Genomic DNA, 17,497 nt, shown 5'->3' on the forward strand with positions numbered 1-17,497 from the left:
AGCCTTTCCCGGTGAAGATCGGCGTGAACGTCCCCAACTTCGGCCCCGGCACGGACCCCGGCGTCCTGCGCGACTGGGCGCGGACCGTGGAGGGCCTCGGCTTCGACCTGCTGATGGTGTCCGACCACGTGGCGGTCACGCCCGACGTCGCCGGCCAGTACCCGGCGCCGTTCTACGAGCCGTTCACGACGCTGTCCTGGCTGGCCGGCGTCACGAGCCGGGTGCGGCTGGGCACCACGGTGCTGGTGGTGCCGTACCGGCACCCGCTGCTGGTCGCGCGGATGGCGGCGAACCTCGACGCGCTCAGCGGCGGCCGGCTGGTGCTCGGCGCCGGCATCGGCTGGGCGAAGCAGGAGTTCGCCGCCCTCGGCGTGCCGTTCGAGCAGCGCGGGAAGCTCACCGGCGAATACCTCCGCGCGATCCGCGCGGCCTGGGCCGACCACGACGACTACCGCGCCGGCCCGATCCCGCTCTGGCTCGGCGGGCACAGCGACGCCGGGCTGCGCCGCGCGGTGGAGCTCGGCGACGCCTGGCACCCGCTGCGGATGACCATGCGCGGGTTCCGGGACGGCTTGGCGCGGCTGAAAACCCTGGCCGGCGACCGGCCCGTGCCGGCCTTCGCGCCGCGGATCCTCTTGCGGGTCACCGAAACCCCGGTGACCGGGCCGGACCGGCGGGCCGGGGAAGGCACCCTCGGCCAGGTCCTCGACGACCTGGCGCGGTTGCGGGACCTGGGCGCGGACACCGTCGTGCTCGACCCGTTCGATTCGGACCCCGCCGAAACCCTCCACCCGGAGGTCGCGTGGCGGGATCTCGCGGCGGTGGCCGCGGCCTGGAAGGAGAACCGGTGAAGGACACCGAAGAAGCCCTGTTGCGGCGCGCGATCGAGCTCGCCAGGGAGGCACGCGAGGACCACGGCAACCCACCGTTCGGCTCCCTGCTGGCCGACGCCGACGGCACCGTCCTGGTGGAGGACCGCAACACCTCGCTGACCGACAACGACATCACCGCGCACCCGGAGCTGAAGCTCGCCCGCTGGGCGGCACGGAACCTGGACCCGGGAACCGCGGCGAAGACGACGATGTTCACCAGCACGCAGCCGTGCGGGATGTGCACCGGCGCGATCGAGCGGTCCGGGCTCGGCCGCGTCGTCTTCGCGCTGTCGACGGAGCAGTTCCTCACGCTGCGCCCGCCGGTCACCTGGGGCTACGAAACGGAAGGCCCGGCGCTGTTCGACGAGGCCCGCGTGCCGGTCGAGGGCTACTACACGTGACGAGCTACGAGGTGCGCCCGGTGGCGCGCGTCGAGTCGCCCCTGACGGACCGCGCGGCGGCCCCGAAGCAGGGTGACGAGGGCGCGCCGCCGGCCCGCGTGGTGTTCGCGCCGGAGTTCCACCGGGCGGCGGCCGACGTCCGCCCGGGCGACCGCCTGGTGCTGCTGACGTGGCTGCACGAGGCCGACCGCGACGTCCGTGCGGTGCACCCGCGCGGCGACCCGGAGCGGCCGAGCACCGGGGTGTTCTCGACGCGCTCCCCCGACCGCCCGAACCCGATCGGCCTCCACACGGTGACGGTGACCGAAGCCGCGAACGGCACGCTGACGGTGACCGGGCTGGAGGCGATCGACGGCACCCCGGTCCTGGACGTCAAGCCGGTCCTCGGCGAGGTGACCGAGCGCTGATCAGTAGTCCTTGAAGCCCTTCCCGGTCTTCCGCCCGAGCCGCCCGGCCGTCACCAGGTGCTCGAGCAGCGGCGCGGGCGCGAAGCCCTCTTCCCGGAACTCGTTGTACAACGTCCGCTGGATCGCCAGGGAAACGTCCAGCCCGACGACGTCCAGCAGCGCGAACGGGCCCATCGGCAGGCCACAGCCCACCTTCATGGCCGTGTCGATGTCGTCCGCTTCCGCGTAGTGGGCTTCCAGCATCTTCACCGCGTCGTTGAGGTACGGGAACAGCAGGGCGTTGACGATGAAGCCCGCGCGGTCGCCACAGTGGACCGCGTGCTTGCCGACTGCGGCGCAGACCGCGCTCGCGGTGGCCACCACGTCCGGGGCGGTCGCGATCGTCGAGACGACCTCGACCAGCTTCATCACCGGGGCCGGGTTGAAGAAGTGGAGGCCGATCACGTCGGACGGGCGGGACGTCGCCGCCGCGCATTCGATCACTGGCAGGGACGACGTCGTCGTCGCCAGGACCGCGCCCGGGCGGACGACCTCGTCCAGGGCCGCGAACACGGCCTGCTTCACCGACAGCTCCTCGGCCACCGCCTCGACGACCAGGTCGACGTCGGCCAGCGCCTCGAAGTCGGTCACCGGGGTGATGCGGGCCAGCGCGGCCGAAGCGTCCTCTTCGGACAGTTTGCCCTTGACCACGGCCTTGTCGAGCGACTTCTTGACGCGCGCCACCGACGCCTGGGCCTTTTCCATGCTCCGAGCCCGCACCACGACGTCGAGGCCGCGCTTCGCGAAGACCTCCGCGATGCCCGTGGCCATCGTCCCGGTGCCGATCACGCCGACGCGGGCGACCGGGCGCGGCTCCACGATGTCCACAGTGGACTCGACGGCGTCGACCACGCGGGGTGAGTCCGGCGCGTCGTAGGTGTAGAAGCCGCGGCCGGTCTTGCGGCCCAGCAGGCCCGCCGTGATCATCTGCTTGAGCAGCGGCGCCGGCGCGTGCAGCCGGTTGCGGGACTGGTGGTACATCGTGTCGAGGATTTCGTACGCGGTGTCGAGCCCGATCAGGTCGAGCAACGCGAGCGGGCCCATCGGGTAGCCGCAGCCGTAGCGCATCGCGGCGTCGAGGTCCTCGCGCGTGGCGTAGCGCTGCTCGTACATCCGGACCGCGTGGTTGAGGTAGCCGAACAGCAGGGCGTTCGCGATGAACCCGGCGCGGTCGCCGATCACCACCGGCACCTTGCCCAGCCGCTCGGCGAACGCGACGACCTCGGTGACCACCTCCGGCTCGGTCACCACCGTCTTCACGATCTCGACGAGCTTCTGCACCGGCGCCGGGTTGAAGAAGTGCATGCCGACGACCTTGCCCGGCCGCGTCGTGTGCACGCCGATCTCGGTGATCGACAGCGACGACGTGTTGGACGCGAACACGACCTCGGGCCGGGTGATCTTGTCCAGCTCGGCGAAGACGTCCGCCTTCAGCCCCAGGCTCTCCGGGATCGCCTCGACCACGAAGTCCACTTCGGACAGATCGGAGAGCGAGGTGCCGTACCGGATCCGGCCCAGCAGCGCTTCCCGGCCGGCGGCGTCGAGCTTGCCGCCGGAGAGCGCCCGCTCGGTGGAGTGCTCCAGGTGCCCGCGGCCCCGGGCGACGCCCGCTTCGTCGAGCTCGACCGTGACGACGTCGAGCCCGCTGCGCGCGAGCACTTCGGCGATCCCGGCCCCCATCGTGCCCAGGCCGACCACTCCGACCGTCGAGATGTCCCGCGCCATCGAGGCCTCCAGAGATGTTACTCGCTGGTAATTGGCCCCGACTCTGCCACACGGAACCGCCGGAAGCCCAGACGGAATCGAGTCAGAACCGCGCAAGTCACCCGGTCGGCGACCGTCGGCTCACTCGCCGAAATTGCTGTCCACCAGCTCTTTCGCCTTGTCCAGCGCGGCCGAAGCCTGCGGGCCGCGCGCCCGCACCCGGATCCGGTCACCCTGCCGGGCGCCGAGCGACATCAGGGCCAGCACGCTGTGCGCGTCCGCCTCCTGGTCGCCGAGCCGGATGGTGACCTCGGCGTCGAACGCGCTCAGCGCGCGCACCAGCACGGCGGCCGGCCGCGCGTGCAGCCCGACCTCGTTGTGCAGCACCAGCTCGATCTCGTCACCCCCGGAGGTCGCCTCCGCGGGTGCGAGGTCCTCGGGCAGCCCGGCCGCCGCGGCGGCCTCCGCCACCGCCTTGCGGTCCTGGCCCGCCTGGGCCGCGACCGCCGCCGCGATCGCGCCTTCGACCAGCGGGCCGTCCGCGACGACGGCGGCCGACGGGTCGGCCAGCGATTCGACGGCGAGCTCCGCCGTCATCTGCGCGCTGCCGAGGTCGTACAGCAGCACCACCCCGGACCCGGAGTCCGCGCGCTGGGTGGCGGCGACGACCTCGTCGTAGTCTGTGCCGATCGAGCCGTCGGAGAGGCCGCCGGCCGCCACGATGGTGACGTCCGGAGCCATCTGGGCGGCCAGCTCGGCCAGGCCTTCCGCGAGTTTCGCGCTGTGCGAGACGAGCACGATCCCGACGCTCACCGGGCGGCCTCCGCGAAGGCGCGCAGCAGCAGCGCCGACGAGCGCGCACCGGGGTCCATGTGCCCCACCGCGCGCTCGCCGAGGTAGGACGCGCGGCCCTTGCGCGGCACCAGGTCCACTGTGGACTCCGCACCGCGGTCGGCCGCGTCGGCCGCCGCGGTCAGCACCGCGGCGACGTCCCCGCCGTCCTCGGCCGCCTTCTCCGCGGCCGACACGGCCGGGATCAGCGCGTCGACCATGGTCGCGTCACCACCGACGGCCTTGCCCCGGGCTTGGACGCCTTCGAGACCGGCGCGCAGCGCGTCGAGCAGGCCCGCGACGTCGAGTTCGCCGGCGGCGCCGAGCTTCGCCGAGGCACGCAGGAAAGCCGTGCCGTACAACGGTCCCGCGGCCCCGCCGACCTTGGAGATCAACGTCGTCGCGACGAGCTTCAGCACCGCGCCCGGCGTCTCGGGCGCGCCGGCGTCGAGCCCCGCGACGACGGCGGCGAACCCGCGGTTCATGTTCTCGCCGTGGTCGCCGTCGCCGATCGCGCGGTCGAGCTCGATCAGCTCGACGCGGTGTTCGGCCATCACGGCCGCCGCGGCGCGCACGGCGGCCGCGACCCCGTCGGCCTTGCAGGTCATCAGATCCCCCACCGCAGGGCCGCGGTGTTGACGGGCGCGTCCCAGAGCTCGGTCAGCTCGTCGTCCAGCTTGAGCAACGTCAGACTCATCCCCTGCATCTCGAGGCTGGTGATGTACGGGCCGACCAGCCGGCGTTCGACCACGATCCCACGCTCGGCGAGCAGGCGCTCGGCGATGCCGTGGGCCAGGTAGAGCTCGACCAGCGGGGTGCCGCCCATCGAGTTAGTGAACAGCAGCACGCGGTCACCGGACTCGAACGGCAGGTCGGAGACGACCGCCTCGACGAGCCGCGCCACCAGCGCGTCGGCCGGTTCGAGCGGGATCCGCTCGCGGCCGGGCTCGCCGTGGATGCCGATGCCGAACTCGATCTCGCCCTCGCCGAGGTCGAAGCTCGGGGTGCCGGCGTGCGGCACGGTCGGCGCGGTCAGCGCGACACCGATCGAGCGCACCTGGCCGATCACCTTCTGCGCCAGCGCGGTCACGGCGTCGAGCGAGTCGCCGCGCTCGGCGGCGGCGCCGGTGAGCTTTTCCAGCAGCACCGTGCCGCCGACCCCGCGGCGGCCCGCGGTGTAGGTCGAGTCCTTGACCGCGACGTCGTCGTCGATCACGACGCTGCGCACGTCGAGGCCCTCGGCGGCGGCCAGTTCGGCGGCCGTCTCGAAGTTCAGCACGTCGCCGGTGTAGTTCTTCACGATGAGGAGGGCGCCCGCGTCGCCGGTCGTCGCGGTGACCGCGGCCTGCACGGCGTCCGGCGTCGGCGAGGTGAACACCGCGCCCGGCACCGCGGCGGCGAGCATGCCCGGCCCGACGAACCCGCCGTGCAGCGGCTCGTGCCCGGACCCGCCCCCGGAGACGACGGCGACCTTCCCCGCGACCGGCGCGTCCACCCGGACCACGACGTCCGGATCGGATTGGACGCGAAGGATGTCCGCGTGCGCGGCGGCGAGCCCCCGCAGCGACTCCGCGACCACGTTCGCCGGATCGTTGATGATCTTCTTCACGGCAGCCTCCGGCACATCGGCGGGTGGGGTGTCCCCTTCCTACCGCCCCGCGCGGCCGACCGCCAGGTCAGGCTTTCGGAAGCTTCGTGACCACGTTCTTCGCGACCGTGACCGCCTTGCCGCAGGGGTCGTCGGTGTCCGCTTGGGCGGCGTAGTTCTGGTAGTCCACTTGGGCCAGCTCGACGTCGTCGCCCTGCCACGGCCGGTGCTGCCACTCGACGGTGCACCGCGACGTGGTCGTGGTCCCCTTCTTCTGGAAGCCGGTGACGCCGCCGCCGAGGTCCACCTTGGAACTGCCGTCCCCGACGATCGGCGGCAGGCCCGGCCGGAACGCGACCCGCACGGTCGGGTCCGTGCCGTTGCTCTGCCACTCGCAGCTGTGCAGACCGATCGGCGCGGACTTCGCGGCCGGCACGACCGGGGTGACGGCCGCGGTGTCGGCCACCGTGCACGAGTCCGCGGCCACCAGGGTGCCCGCCGGCGTCGGGTACTTCTCCGGCGAGTTGTGCATCTTCTGCACGATGGCGTCCACCAGCGTCTGCCCCGGCCGGCACGGGTCGCCGTCGTAGGTCACCGTCACCATCAGCGCCATGTCCGGGTTCAGCGACGTCATCGCCGCGACCGTGCAGTTGCTGTCGTCGGTCTTGCCGACCCGCACCGGCAGCCCGCCGGACTGCCCGGTCGTCTTGTCCGCGTTCGGCAGCAGCGTGCTGCCGATCTCGAACTCGAGCCGCATCTCCTTGCCGCCCGGGTCCTTCACCTTGTTGGTGCAGGTCTCGAAGGCGATCGACGACGGCGACGGGTCCTCCTCGACGGTGCCGAGCCCGAGCGCGCCGAGCGCGTCCTTGGTGAGGAACTGGCACGGCTTGACCGCGCGCAGCGCGTTGACCGCCACCGCGGCGTCGGTGATCGGGCCGTCGCCGGGCTGGCCGGTGCCGGCCGCCGCGGGCACCGTCGTCCGCGCGAAGTTGGCCTTGCCGAGGTCCTGCCCGCACGCGGTCAGCGGCAGCGCGAGGGCGGTGACCAGCAGGAACAGCGTCGGCAGACGACGGCGTCGAACATCAAGGAGCACGCGGTGCACGGTAGCGGCAACCGCGTGCCCCTGTCCGGACAACCCGGCTATTCGGCCGGGTTCGCGGGTGTGTCGTCGCCCTCGGTCCCGGTCTGCGCCGGGACGACCAGCGGCCGCACCTTGGCCCAGACGAAGAACAGCGCGGCGACCACCAGCATGCCGATGCCGGCCCACAGGTTGATGTTGACGCCGGCCGCCTTCGCGATCTCCTGGTCGGAGGTGAAGCCGATGCCCATGACCGTGAGGATGATCCCGTAGACGCCGATCAGCAGGGCGATGATCAGCCGGATGTCGAAGGCGCCCGCCTTGTGCGGCCGCGCGCCGGACTCGGTAGCCATACCGGCCTCCCTAGAAGATGGCGTTGAGGGCGATGGTCAGGATGAGCACGATGCCCGCGAGCAGACCCGGCTTGCGGTACCAGCCCGCGTTCTCGCCGGTGTCGTCGTGCTTGAGGGAGTCGCGCGGGGTGAGCGAGTAGACCAGCCCGACGAGCTCGGAGTCCGGCTTCGGCTTGGTCGCGAGCGACACCACGACGCTCACCACGATGTCGACGACGAACGCGGTGCCCGCGGCGACGAAGCTCGTGCCCTGTCCGCTCAGCCCGATCACCCCGGCCTGGGACAGCCCCCAGACCGTGATGGCGGACGCGGTGCCCAGCAGCAGGCCGCTCCAGCCGGCGTGCGGCGTCATCCGCTTCCAGAACATGCCCAGGATGAACGTCGCGAACAGCGGCGCGTTGAAGAACGAGAACAGGTCCTGCAGGTAGTTCAGGATGTTGCCGGAGTTCGACGCGATGAACGCGGTGCCGATCGCGAGGATCGTGCCGACCGACGTCACCAGGCGGCCGAGACGCAGGTAGTAGCCGTCCGGCTTGTCCTTCTGGACGTAGGTCTGCCAGATGTCGTAGGTGAAGACGGTGTTGAACGAGCTGAGGTTCGCCGCCATGCCGGCCATGAAGGAGGCGAGCAGGCCGGCGATCGCGATGCCGAGCATGCCGTTCGGCAGCAGGTCGCGCATCAGCAGCAGGAGCGCGTTGTTGAACGTGACGCCGCTGGGTGCCTTGCCGCCGTCCAGCAGGATCTGCTTGTCCTTCACGTACTCGGACACGCTGACCGCGGCGATCATGCCGGGGATGATCACGATGAACGGGACCAGCATCTTCGGGAACGCGCCGATGATCGGCGTCCGGCGCGCGGCCGACATGCTCTTCGACGCCATCGCGCGCTGGACCTCGACGAAGTTGGTCGTCCAGTAACCGAAGGAGAGGACGAACCCGAGGCCGAAGACGATGCCCAGGATCGACAGGATGTTGTTGCCGAAGCCGGTGAGGTTGTCGCCCGGCCAGGAGTGCAGCTGCGCGGTGCCGCCGGGGCTGTTGGTGACCTTGTCGACGAGGCCTTCCCAGCCGCCGACCTTCACCAGGCCGATGATCGTGAGCGGCACCAGGGCGATGACGATCACGAAGAACTGCAGCACCTCGTTGTAGATCGCGGCGGACAGGCCGCCGAGCGCGGTGTAGGAGAGGACGATCACGGCGGCGACGATGATCGACACCCAGATCGGCCAGCCCAGCAGCAGGTTCACGACGCTGGCCAGCAGGAACAGGTTCGCGCCCGCGATCAGGATCTGGGCGGCGGCGAAGCTGATGCCGTTGAGCAGGTGGGCGGGTTTGCCGAAGCGGCGGCGCATGAACTCCGGGACGCTGCGGACCTTCGAGCCGTAGTAGAACGGCATCATCACGATGCCGAGGAACAGCATCGCCGGGATGGCGCCGATCCAGAAGTAGTGCACGGTCGGCAGGCCGTACTGGGCGCCGTTGGCCGACATGCCCATGACCTCGACCGCGCCGAGGTTCGCCGAGATGAACGCCAGGCCGGTGACCCAGGCGGGCAGCGAGCGGCCCGAAAGGAAGAAGTCGAGACTGCTCGACACCTGCCGCCGTGCCAGGTACCCGATGCCGAGCACCAGGACGAAGTAGAACGCCAACTCGATGTAGTCGATCGCGCTCGCGTCGAGTCGCAGGTTCGCATCGGCTAGGACGAGCACCCGACCCACCTCCCGCCGTATCTTTTCAAACTGGACAACAACCCACAGGAATCACCACTGTCCTGTCGGATCCGGACAGTACTGCATGGATTCAGGGTCGGCACGCTGACCGGTCCAAAATGGCCGAAAGGCGCGCCTCCCCGGCCTTGAGCTGGGGAAACGCGCCTTCGTCACGCGCCGCGGGAGCGGCCGGTGATCACCGATCGGTCGGCACGGCGATCTCGCCGTCTTCTTCGATCAGCTTGGCGAGCACGGCGTCGGGCAGGTAGGTGCGGTGCGGGTAGCCCGGGCCCCACGAGTTGAGCAGGGGCACGGCGCCGAGCGCGTCGGCACGCGGGTTGGCCAGCACGGCGTGCACGTCTTCGACGGACTTCGCCCAGCGGAACGCCTTGATGCCCTGCTTGATGTCGGGCACGAGCTTGTCGCGCGTCTGCCAGTCGTCGTTCTTGTACGCGTCGTCCCATAGCACGTGCCCGGCTTCCTTGAGCACCTCGGCCGCGGCGCGGACCGACGTGCCGTTGTCGTCGCCGGGGTTGGTCTCGGGCCACTCGTCGCGCTTCTTGGCCGCGTCCCAGAGCCAGAGGGCGGTGTACTCGCTGCCGTTGAAGAGCGACATGCAGCGCGACCAGCCGAAGCCGACGCAGGCACCTTCGCGCCCCTGGTCGTAGAACGCGTAGTAGGCGTCGGTGTCCGGCGTCCCGCCCGGTTCGAGGCAGACGCAGTGCCCGCCGCGGATCCGGCCGAGCTGCGCGACGCCGGCCTTCGCGATGAAGAACTCCCCGGAGGTCTTGTCCTGCTCCGGGGTGTCGAACGCGGAGTACCAGTTGACGCCGATGACGACCGGCACCCGGGTGGGCCGGGCCTCTTCGGCGAGCGCGCTCAGCGGATACCTTTCGACGTGCCGCCAGTCGTCCGGAATGAACCGCCCCAGGCGCGGGTCGGCCGGATCGGAACCGAGTGGGCGATAACGCATGACTTCCTCCTCCGTGCAGGCGAAAACGCGCGCGCACCGGCCGGACCACGTGCGCACACCGAGCTCGAAGGCGGACTGAAACGTTGGCACGACGAAGAAAGACGGCCGAGCGCGCCACCCTCCGGCCACGCCGGACGCACCGGCGGAACCCCTCGAAAAAGATTGTCCCACGAGTTCGCGCAATAAGATCCCGAACTCACCCGAACAGCGCATAAAGGCAGGTCAGAAAGGAGCCGATCACTTCCATGACGGGTATCGGGTGAACGATTTCCTTGCGGAGTAATCGACCGTGAATGAGATACCGGAATTCGGCATCGATTCGGTCTCGGTCCGCCCGCGAGACGGCCGGTTTCTGTCGGTGGTGGCCGGATGATCCTGGTGACCGGCGCGAGCGGCAACGTCGGTTCCGCCCCGCTCGCCGAACTGCGCGCACTCGGCGCACCCGTGCGCCCCGCGTACCGCGACCCCGCCCGGGCCCGTGCGGCACTCCTGGACCTCGCCTACCCCACGGGGCTCCCGGCCACGCTCGACGGCGACATCGCCCGCGTCGCGGCACGGGTCCTGACGACCGGAGGCCACGTCGCCCGCGCGTACCGGCATGGCGGCGCGGAGCGGGTGACGTCGGTGGTCGGCGACCTCACCGGCCGTCCGGCGACGACGTTCGAGGAGTTCGTGCGCGCGAACCGGGAGGTCTTCAGTCCGTGACGCGCCGGAACCGCGGCATCGGGCCCGCCGCCGTCTTGACGGTCTCGCGGAACATCACCTCGGGCCGCACCCACAGCCCCTGCTCGCCGTAAAGCGCGCGGTAAACCACCAAACGCTCTTCGGTTTCGCTGTGGCGGGCCACGCCGAGCACCTCGTACTCGCCGCCCTTGTAGTGGACGTACCGGCCGGGTTCCACGTCAGAACAGCCGGAACTCGTCGGACTCGATGCCACGCAGCTCGTCGTAGTCCAGGGTCAGGCACCGGATGCCGCGGTCCTCGGCCAGCGTGCGGGCCTGCGGCTTGATGATCTGCGCGGCGAACACGCCCTGGACCGGCGCCAGCAGCGGGTCGCGGTTGAGCAGCTCCAGGTACCGCGTCAGCTGCTCGACGCCGTCGATTTCGCCGCGGCGCTTGATCTCCACCGCCACCGACTTGCCGTCGGCGTCGCGGGCCATGATGTCCACCGGGCCGATCGCCGTCGGGAACTCGCGGCGGACCAGCGTGTAGCCGTCGCCGAGGGTCTTGATGTGCTCGGCCAGCAGCTCCTGCAGGTGCGCCTCGACGCCGTCCTTCTGCAGGCCCGGCTCCGCGCCGAGGGCCTGGGAGTAGTCGTGGAAGACCTCCTCGATGGAGATCACCAGCTTCTCGCCCTGCTTGTTCTCGACGATCCAGAGCTTGCCGTCCTCGATCAGCCAGCACGGCGGGCTCATCCAGTTCAGCGGCTTGTACGCGCGGTCGTCGGAGTGCACCGACACCGAGCCGTCGGACTTCACGAGCAGCAGCCGGGTGGCCATCGGTAGGTGGGCGGTCAGCCGGCCGGCGTAGTCGACCTGGCACCGCGCGATCACGAGACGCACCCGAGGAGGGTAGGACAGGGTCGGTGATACTGGGCGCGTGGACCCCATTCAGCGTGTCGCGTCCCGCGAGGTGTACCGGAACAACTGGATGACCGTGCGGGAGGACGACATCCGCCGTCCCGACGGCTCTCCCGGCATCTACGGCGTGATCGACAAGCCCGACTACGCGCTCGTCATCGCGCAGGACGGGGAACGGTTCCGGCTGGTCGAGCAGTTCCGCTACCCGCTGGGCGAGCGGCGCTGGGAGTTCCCGCAGGGCACCGCGCCGGACCTGGCCGACCTGCCGCCCGAGGAACTCGCCGCGCGCGAGCTGCGCGAGGAAACCGGGCTGCGCGCCGGTTCGATGGTCCTGCTCGGCAAGCTCGACGTCGCGCCCGGCATGAGCAGCCAGCGCGGCTGGGTGTTCCTCGCCACCGACCTCACCGAGGGCGAGCCGGAACGCGAGCACGAAGAGCAGGACATGCGCAGCGCGTGGTTCTCGCGCTCGGACGTCGAGAAGATGATCCTCGCCGGCGAAATCACCGACGCGCAGACGATCTCCGCGTGGGCGCACCTCATGCTGGCCGAGCGGCACCGGCCTTGAGCATCCCGCGGATCACCAGGTGGTGGAAGGGTTTGATCAGCGCGAAGTAGGCCGGCCCGACGCGGTTGTGGAAGTGCACGATCGTGCCGACCCGGAACCCGCGGGGCACCGCTTCGAAGGTCAGGTACCCGGTCAGGTGGCTGTCGTCGATGCCGCCGACCAGGTAGCGCTCGGGATCCCCCGCCCGCACGGTGAAGACCGCGACCTGGTCGCCGGGCGTGAAACTGACGTCTTCGGGCCGCAGGCGGCCGGTGCGCGGGACCGCGGCCGTTTCCAGCCGCAGGGCCTTCGCGAGCACGTACCGGACCCCGAAGAGGGCTTTCAGCCACGCCGGCGACCAGCCGAACACGCCCGCGACGAACTCGCGCAGGCTGTTCTCGCTCTCGATCTCCTTGAATTCGACGTAGTCGGCGCCGTCGGCGAAGGGCTCGGTCATTTCCGTCTCCCCAGTACGAGTTCCAGCGCGTTCTTGAGCTGCCGGCCGGGCAGCGGCGGCACGACCTGGCCCGCGCCGACGACGACCAGGTAAAGCGCCTGCGCGAGGTCGGCGTCGCCGCTGATCTCGGTCAGGTAGGCCACGCGGGTCCGGTCGACGCGCTCCTGGACCGCCCTCGCCTCGGCGTCCTGCAGGGCCCACGCCCGGACGGCGATCTCCAGCTCCGGCCCGGGTCCCGGCGCGAGGACGAGCTTCAGCAACGCACCCAGCCGATCGCCCTCGGCGGCTTCGGCCTCCTCGACGAACCGCGTGGTGCGTTCGGCTTCGAAGTGCTCCAGCAGCGCGGTGCGGAAGCCGCCCGTGCCCTTGAAGTGGTGGTAGAAGGAGCCCTTCGACAGGCCGAGCCGTTCGGTCAGCCGCTCGATCGTCACCGCGGGCGCGCCCTGCTCCGCCAGCAGCGCCAACCCCGCGTCCAGCCAGTCCCGCTTGCTCGCCACGGCTCGACCATACCATACCGTATGGTACGGCGACTGGGTGGCGCTCAGTCGGGCCAGGAGGGTTTGCGCTTCTCCAGGAACGCCGCCATGCCTTCGCGTGCGCCGGGCAGCTGCGACGCCGAAGCCATGACCTCCAAAGCGATCGCGTACGCGTCGGCCTCGGGCCGGTCGAGCTGGGCGTACAGCGTCACCTTGCCCATCGTCTTGCTGGCCCGGCTGCCGCGTGTGGCCCGGGCGAGCAGCTCCGCGACGGCGTCGTCGAGCCGGTCGTCGGGGACGACGCGGTTGACCAGGCCCCAGTCCAGGGCGGTCGGCGCGTCGATGACGTCGCCGGTCAGCGCCAGCTCCATCAGGCGCTTGCGGCCGATCGAGCGCGCCACCGGCACCGCGGGCGTGTGGCAGAACCAGCCGCCCTTGCCGCCCGGCAGCGCGAAGCCCGCCGACTCGGCGGCGATCGCGAGGTCGCACGACGCCACCAGCTGGCAGCCCGCCGCCGTGGCCAGCCCGTGCACCCGCGCGATGACGACCTGGGGCACCGACTGCATGGTCTTCATCAGGTCCGTGCACAGCGTGAGCAGCTCGCGCACGCCCATCAGGTCGCGCGCGGCGACGTCGCCGAAGTCGTGCCCGGCGGAGAACACCGGTCCGGCGCCGGCCAGCACGATGCCCGTCGCGTCGGACGACCCCGCCTCGTGGAACGCGGCCAGCAGCTCGGCCAGGTGGCCGGCGGACAACGAGTTGCGCCGCGCCGCGCGGTTCATCGTGATCGTGACGGTGTCGCCGTCCCGCTTGACCAGGATGTGCTCGTACTCGGTCATGCTTCGACCGTAACTCTTCGGAACGTGCGCCGATAGCTGTCGGGCCCGACGCCGACTTCGGCGTGCATCCGGCGGCGCAGGTTCGCCGCCGTGCCCAGCCCGGACCGTTCCGCGACGCGGTCGACCGGCAACGACGTCGTCTCCAGGAGCCGCTGAGCGAGGCGGACGCGCTGGACGCGCAGCCAGCGCCCCGGCGTGACGCCGGTGGCCGCGGCGAACTCGCGGTGGAACGTCCGTTCGCTCATCCGCGCGTGCCCCACGAGGTCTTCGACGCCGATCCCGGACCCCAGGCGCGCCAACGCCCAGTCCATTGTGGACGACAGGCCGGGCTGCGCGGCGGACGGCACCGGGCTGTCGACGTACTGGCGCTGCCCGCCTTCCCGCGCCGGGGGCATGACCAAGCGGCGCGCGAGCGTGGCGGCGACGTCCGCGCCGTGGTCGCGGCGGACCAGGTACAGGCACAGATCGAGGCCGCCGACGACGCCCGCGGACGTCAGGACGCCGCCGTCGTCGGTGTAGAGCACGTCGCGGCGGAGGTCCGCCCGCGGCGCGACGCGGGCCAGCGCGTCCAGATCGCGCCAGTGCGTGGTCGCCGGACGGCCGTCGAGCAGGCCCGCGGCGGCCAGCGTGAACGCGCCGGAGCACAGCCCGGCGACGGTCCGCCCGTCCCGGTGCGCCCGCCGCAGTGCGGCCACCGCCGCCGAAGGCACCGTGGCGAGCGGGTCGTCACGCCCGGGCGCCAGCACGAGGTCACAGCCGTCGAGCCCGGCGAGGCCGTGCGTGGCCGCGACGTCGCCGAACGGCGAGACCGCCGTTCGCACCCGCCCTGAACTGCACAGACGCACGGCGAACGGGCCGATCCCGCTGTCGGTCCGGTCCTGGCCCCAGACCTCGCCGATCACCGCGAGGTCGAACATCCGGGTGCCGGGGAGCAGGAGAACGCCGATGGTGCGCATGGCAGGAAAGTACCGCATCGCGCGTCTTCTGCCACTCCCCTGCACGGCCGGCGGCCACGAAACTCGACGCCATGACCGAAACGGCACTCATCCTGATCGACGTCCAGCGCGGGTTCGACGACCCGGACTATTGGGGCCCGCGCAACAACCCCGGCGCCGAGGCGAACATGAAGGCACTCCTCGACGCCTGGCAGGAGCGGCGGCTGCCCGTCGTGCTCGTGCACCACGACTCCCCGAAGCCGGACTCGCCGCTGCGGCCCGGCCGGCCGGGCAACGACTTCAAGCCGGAACTCGACGGCGCTCGGCCCGACCTCGTGTTCGGCAAGCAGGTCAACTCAGCGTTCATCGGCGACGTCGACCTCGACGCGTGGCTGCGCAAGCGCGGCATCACGAGCTTCGTCGTCGCCGGGATCCAGACGAACTTCTGCTGCGAAACCACCGCCCGGATGGGCGGGAACCTGGGCTACGACGTGACTTTCGCGCTCGACGCCACCTTCACGTTCGACCTCCCGGAGGCGACCGCGGACGAACTCTACCGCGTCACGGCGGCGAACCTGGCGAACCAGTTCGCCACCGTGAAGTCCACAAAGGACATCCTGGGCGGGCTCAGCTGAGGCCGTTGCGCTCCCGGACCAGCGAGACGATGCCGTCCATGATGTCGGTCAGCTCGTAGTCCTTGGGCGTGAACACCCGCGCGATGCCGCGTTCGGTCAGGAGCGCGGCGTCGTCCGGCGGGATGATCCCGCCGACGATCACCGGAACGTCGCCGGCACCCGCGGCGCGCAGGCCGTCGACCACGTGCGGGACGACCTCGAGGTGCGAACCGGACAGCACGGAGAGCCCGACGACGTGCACGCCCTCCTGCACGGCGGCCGCGACGATCTGCTCGGGTGTCAGCCGGATGCCCTGGTAGACGACCTCGAAGCCGACGTCGCGCGCCCGGACGGCGACCTGCTCGGCGCCGTTCGAGTGCCCGTCCAGCCCCGGCTTGCCGACCAGGATCCGCAGCCGTTCGCCGAGTTCCGCCTCGGTTTCGCGGACCCGGGCGCGGACGCGCTCGATCTCGGGGTCGCCCCCACCGCCGGCCGCGGCGGAAACCCCGGTGGGCGCCCGGTATTCCCCGAACACCTCGCGCAGCGCACCGGCCCACTCGCCGGTGGTCACGCCGGCCCGCGCACAGTCCACAGTGGCCTCGAAGAGGTTTTCCGTGGTCTGCGCGCGGTCCTTCAGCGCCGCCAGCGACCGCTCGACGGCGTCGTTGTCGCGCTGGGTGCGCCATTCTTCGATCGCGGTGACGGCGGCCTTTTCGACGGCGGGGTCGATCGTCTCGATCGCCTTCGCGCCCTCGGCCTGCAGCGGCGACGGCTCGGTCGTCTCGAACTTGTTGACCCCGACGAGGATCCGTTCGCCGTTCTCCATCCCGCGCCGGTACTCGGCCAGCGACGCGACCAGCTGGGACTTCATGTAGCCGCTCTCGACCGCGGCGACCGCGCCGCCGAGGTCCTGGACGCGGGCGATCTCCTCGCGCGCGCCGGCCATGATCTCGTCGACCTTGGCCTGGATGACGTGCGAGCCGTCGAAGATGTCCTCGTACTCCAGCAGGTCGGTCTCGAACGCGAGCACCTGCTGCATCCGCAGCGCCCACTGCTGGTCCCACGGCCGGGGCAGGCCGAGGGCCTCGTTCCAGGCGGGCAGCTGGATCGCGCGGGCGCGGGCGCCGCGGGAAAGGGAAACGGCCAGCATTTCCAGCACGATCCGCTGGACGTTGTTCTCCGGCTGGGCTTCGGTGAGGCCGAGCGAGTTCACCTGGACGCCGTAACGCAGGCGGCGCGCCTTCGGATCCGTTACGCCGTAACGGTCCCGCGTGATTTCGTCCCAGAGCGCGGTGAACGCGCGCATCTTGGACATCTCCTCGACGAACCGGACACCGGCGTTGACGAAGAACGAGATCCGCGCGACGACCTTGGCCATGTCGGCCTCGTCGACCTGCCCGGAGTCCCGGACGGCGTCGAGCACGGCGATGGCGGTGCACAACGCGTACGCGACTTCCTGCGTCGGCGTCGCCCCGGCTTCCTGCAGGTGGTAGCTGCAGATGTTGATCGGGTTCCACTTCGGCACGTGGTGCACGGTCCACGCGATCATGTCGGTGATCAGCCGCAGGCTCGGCCCCGGCGGGAAGATGTAGGTCCCGCGGGACAGGTATTCCTTGATGATGTCGTTCTGCGTGGTGCCGGTGAGCTTCGCGAGCACCTCGTCGACGTCCCGGCCCTCGGCTTCGGCCTGCTCGCGCGCCACGGAGACGTACAGCGCGAGCAGCCACATGGCCGGCGCGTTGATCGTCATCGACGTGTTGGCTTCGGCGAGCGGGATGCCGTCGAAGAGGCGTCGCATGTCGCCGATGTGCGACACGGGCACGCCGACCTTGCCGACCTCACCGCGGCTGAGCTGGTGGTCGGGGTCGTAGCCGGTCTGCGTCGGCAGGTCGAAGGCCACCGACAGGCCGGTCTGCCCCTTCGCGAGGTTGCGCCGGTAGAGCTCGTTCGACGCGGCCGCGGAGGAGTGCCCCGCGTACGTGCGCATCACCCAGGGGCGATCCCGCTCGTGGTCGGATGGGTACGGCACTGGGCACCTCCGGCGGTGGACGTTTCGTCGAGTGTACCGACCGGTAACTTAACGTGGCAGTGCAATCGG

The 17,497-nt window shown here is 70.9% G+C and carries 21 protein-coding genes; 6 read left to right on the plus strand and 15 right to left on the minus strand.

The window, feature by feature from the left end; translation table 11 throughout:
* Positions 1-11: 11 nt before the first annotated feature.
* From ACYVLJ_RS00415 to tsaA, 3 genes are read left to right on the plus strand one after another with little or no spacing between them, the layout of a single operon-like run.
* Positions 12-851, plus strand: coding sequence for an LLM class oxidoreductase (locus ACYVLJ_RS00415; RefSeq protein ID WP_460437379.1), 840 nt, complete (start codon positions 12-14; stop codon positions 849-851).
* Complete coding sequence (locus tag ACYVLJ_RS00420) at positions 848-1,273, plus strand: nucleoside deaminase (protein ID WP_451967704.1); 426 nt, start codon at positions 848-850, stop codon at positions 1,271-1,273. Before ACYVLJ_RS00415 ends, ACYVLJ_RS00420 begins: the two co-directional genes overlap by 4 nt.
* On the plus strand, positions 1,270-1,680 hold the full coding sequence (tsaA, locus tag ACYVLJ_RS00425) for a tRNA (N6-threonylcarbamoyladenosine(37)-N6)-methyltransferase TrmO (protein WP_451967705.1): 411 nt from the start codon (positions 1,270-1,272) through the stop codon (positions 1,678-1,680). The genes ACYVLJ_RS00420 and tsaA overlap by 4 nt, the downstream gene beginning before the upstream one ends.
* Here tsaA and ACYVLJ_RS00430 read toward each other — a convergent pair whose 3' ends face one another.
* The 8 genes from ACYVLJ_RS00430 to ACYVLJ_RS00465 all read right to left on the minus strand — a co-directional run bounded on the left by ACYVLJ_RS00430 (position 1,681) and on the right by ACYVLJ_RS00465 (position 9,954).
* The gene (locus ACYVLJ_RS00430) at positions 1,681-3,444 is read right to left on the minus strand and encodes a 3-hydroxyacyl-CoA dehydrogenase family protein (protein WP_460437380.1); all 1,764 of its coding nucleotides are present in this window, start codon (positions 3,442-3,444) and stop codon (positions 1,681-1,683) included.
* Positions 3,445-3,564: 120 nt separating this feature from the next.
* Complete coding sequence (gene dhaM, locus ACYVLJ_RS00435) at positions 3,565-4,236, minus strand: dihydroxyacetone kinase phosphoryl donor subunit DhaM (protein ID WP_451967708.1); 672 nt, start codon at positions 4,234-4,236, stop codon at positions 3,565-3,567.
* Positions 4,233-4,862, minus strand: a complete 630-nt coding sequence (dhaL, locus tag ACYVLJ_RS00440) for a dihydroxyacetone kinase family protein (RefSeq protein ID WP_460437381.1) — start codon at positions 4,860-4,862, stop codon at positions 4,233-4,235. Before dhaL ends, dhaM begins: the two co-directional genes overlap by 4 nt.
* Positions 4,862-5,863 carry a dihydroxyacetone kinase subunit DhaK gene (dhaK, locus tag ACYVLJ_RS00445; protein ID WP_460437382.1) on the minus strand — a complete coding sequence of 334 codons (1,002 nt, stop codon included), beginning with the start codon at positions 5,861-5,863 and terminating at the stop codon, positions 4,862-4,864. The genes dhaL and dhaK overlap by 1 nt, the downstream gene beginning before the upstream one ends.
* A gap of 67 nt (positions 5,864-5,930) precedes the next feature.
* The gene (locus ACYVLJ_RS00450) at positions 5,931-6,935 is read right to left on the minus strand and encodes a DUF3558 domain-containing protein (RefSeq protein ID WP_460437383.1); all 1,005 of its coding nucleotides are present in this window, start codon (positions 6,933-6,935) and stop codon (positions 5,931-5,933) included.
* A 47-nt stretch (positions 6,936-6,982) separates the two neighbouring features.
* A complete protein-coding gene (locus ACYVLJ_RS00455; protein ID WP_451967713.1) occupies positions 6,983-7,273 on the minus strand; it encodes a hypothetical protein in 291 nt (96 codons plus the stop codon).
* A 10-nt stretch (positions 7,274-7,283) separates the two neighbouring features.
* Entirely contained in the window at positions 7,284-8,981 is a 1,698-nt protein-coding gene (locus ACYVLJ_RS00460) for a sodium:solute symporter family protein (protein ID WP_451967715.1), read from the minus strand.
* Positions 8,982-9,177: 196 nt separating this feature from the next.
* Positions 9,178-9,954, minus strand: a complete 777-nt coding sequence (locus tag ACYVLJ_RS00465) for a hypothetical protein (protein WP_451967716.1) — start codon at positions 9,952-9,954, stop codon at positions 9,178-9,180.
* 369 nt (positions 9,955-10,323) lie between these two features.
* On the opposite strand from ACYVLJ_RS00465, the gene ACYVLJ_RS00470 reads away from it, so the two are divergent.
* Entirely contained in the window at positions 10,324-10,659 is a 336-nt protein-coding gene (locus ACYVLJ_RS00470) for a hypothetical protein (protein WP_460437384.1), read from the plus strand.
* On the opposite strand, the gene ACYVLJ_RS00475 is transcribed toward ACYVLJ_RS00470, so the two are convergent.
* Positions 10,649-10,855: a DUF1653 domain-containing protein gene (locus ACYVLJ_RS00475; RefSeq protein ID WP_460437385.1), complete on the minus strand. Its 207-nt coding sequence runs from the start codon at positions 10,853-10,855 to the stop codon at positions 10,649-10,651. The genes ACYVLJ_RS00470 and ACYVLJ_RS00475 overlap by 11 nt on opposite strands.
* A gap of 1 nt (position 10,856) precedes the next feature.
* Positions 10,857-11,516, minus strand: coding sequence for an endonuclease NucS (nucS, locus tag ACYVLJ_RS00480; RefSeq protein WP_014467679.1), 660 nt, complete (start codon positions 11,514-11,516; stop codon positions 10,857-10,859).
* Positions 11,517-11,553: 37 nt separating this feature from the next.
* Between nucS and ACYVLJ_RS00485 the strand changes: the two genes are divergently transcribed.
* A complete protein-coding gene (locus tag ACYVLJ_RS00485) occupies positions 11,554-12,099 on the plus strand; it encodes an NUDIX domain-containing protein (RefSeq protein WP_451967720.1) in 546 nt (181 codons plus the stop codon).
* Here the strand turns inward: ACYVLJ_RS00485 and ACYVLJ_RS00490 are convergent.
* From ACYVLJ_RS00490 to ACYVLJ_RS00505, 4 genes are read right to left on the minus strand one after another with little or no spacing between them, the layout of a single operon-like run.
* Positions 12,071-12,535, minus strand: a complete 465-nt coding sequence (locus ACYVLJ_RS00490) for a DUF2867 domain-containing protein (RefSeq protein WP_451967721.1) — start codon at positions 12,533-12,535, stop codon at positions 12,071-12,073. The two genes, ACYVLJ_RS00485 and ACYVLJ_RS00490, sit on opposite strands and share 29 nt — an antisense overlap.
* Positions 12,532-13,032: a TetR/AcrR family transcriptional regulator gene (locus ACYVLJ_RS00495; RefSeq protein ID WP_451967723.1), complete on the minus strand. Its 501-nt coding sequence runs from the start codon at positions 13,030-13,032 to the stop codon at positions 12,532-12,534. Before ACYVLJ_RS00495 ends, ACYVLJ_RS00490 begins: the two co-directional genes overlap by 4 nt.
* Before the next feature lie 44 nt (positions 13,033-13,076).
* On the minus strand, positions 13,077-13,850 hold the full coding sequence (locus ACYVLJ_RS00500) for an enoyl-CoA hydratase-related protein (protein WP_451967724.1): 774 nt from the start codon (positions 13,848-13,850) through the stop codon (positions 13,077-13,079).
* Positions 13,847-14,806 (minus strand): GlxA family transcriptional regulator, encoded by a 960-nt coding sequence (locus ACYVLJ_RS00505; RefSeq protein ID WP_460437386.1) that lies wholly within the window; start codon positions 14,804-14,806, stop codon positions 13,847-13,849. The genes ACYVLJ_RS00500 and ACYVLJ_RS00505 overlap by 4 nt, the downstream gene beginning before the upstream one ends.
* Positions 14,807-14,877: 71 nt before the next feature.
* On the opposite strand from ACYVLJ_RS00505, the gene ACYVLJ_RS00510 reads away from it, so the two are divergent.
* Positions 14,878-15,420, plus strand: coding sequence for a cysteine hydrolase family protein (locus ACYVLJ_RS00510; protein ID WP_451967728.1), 543 nt, complete (start codon positions 14,878-14,880; stop codon positions 15,418-15,420).
* On the opposite strand, the gene ACYVLJ_RS00515 is transcribed toward ACYVLJ_RS00510, so the two are convergent.
* Positions 15,413-17,428, minus strand: coding sequence for a protein meaA (locus ACYVLJ_RS00515; RefSeq protein WP_451967729.1), 2,016 nt, complete (start codon positions 17,426-17,428; stop codon positions 15,413-15,415). The genes ACYVLJ_RS00510 and ACYVLJ_RS00515 overlap by 8 nt on opposite strands.
* Positions 17,429-17,497: the final 69 nt, after the last annotated feature.

This window comes from Amycolatopsis stemonae (assembly GCF_054781455.1).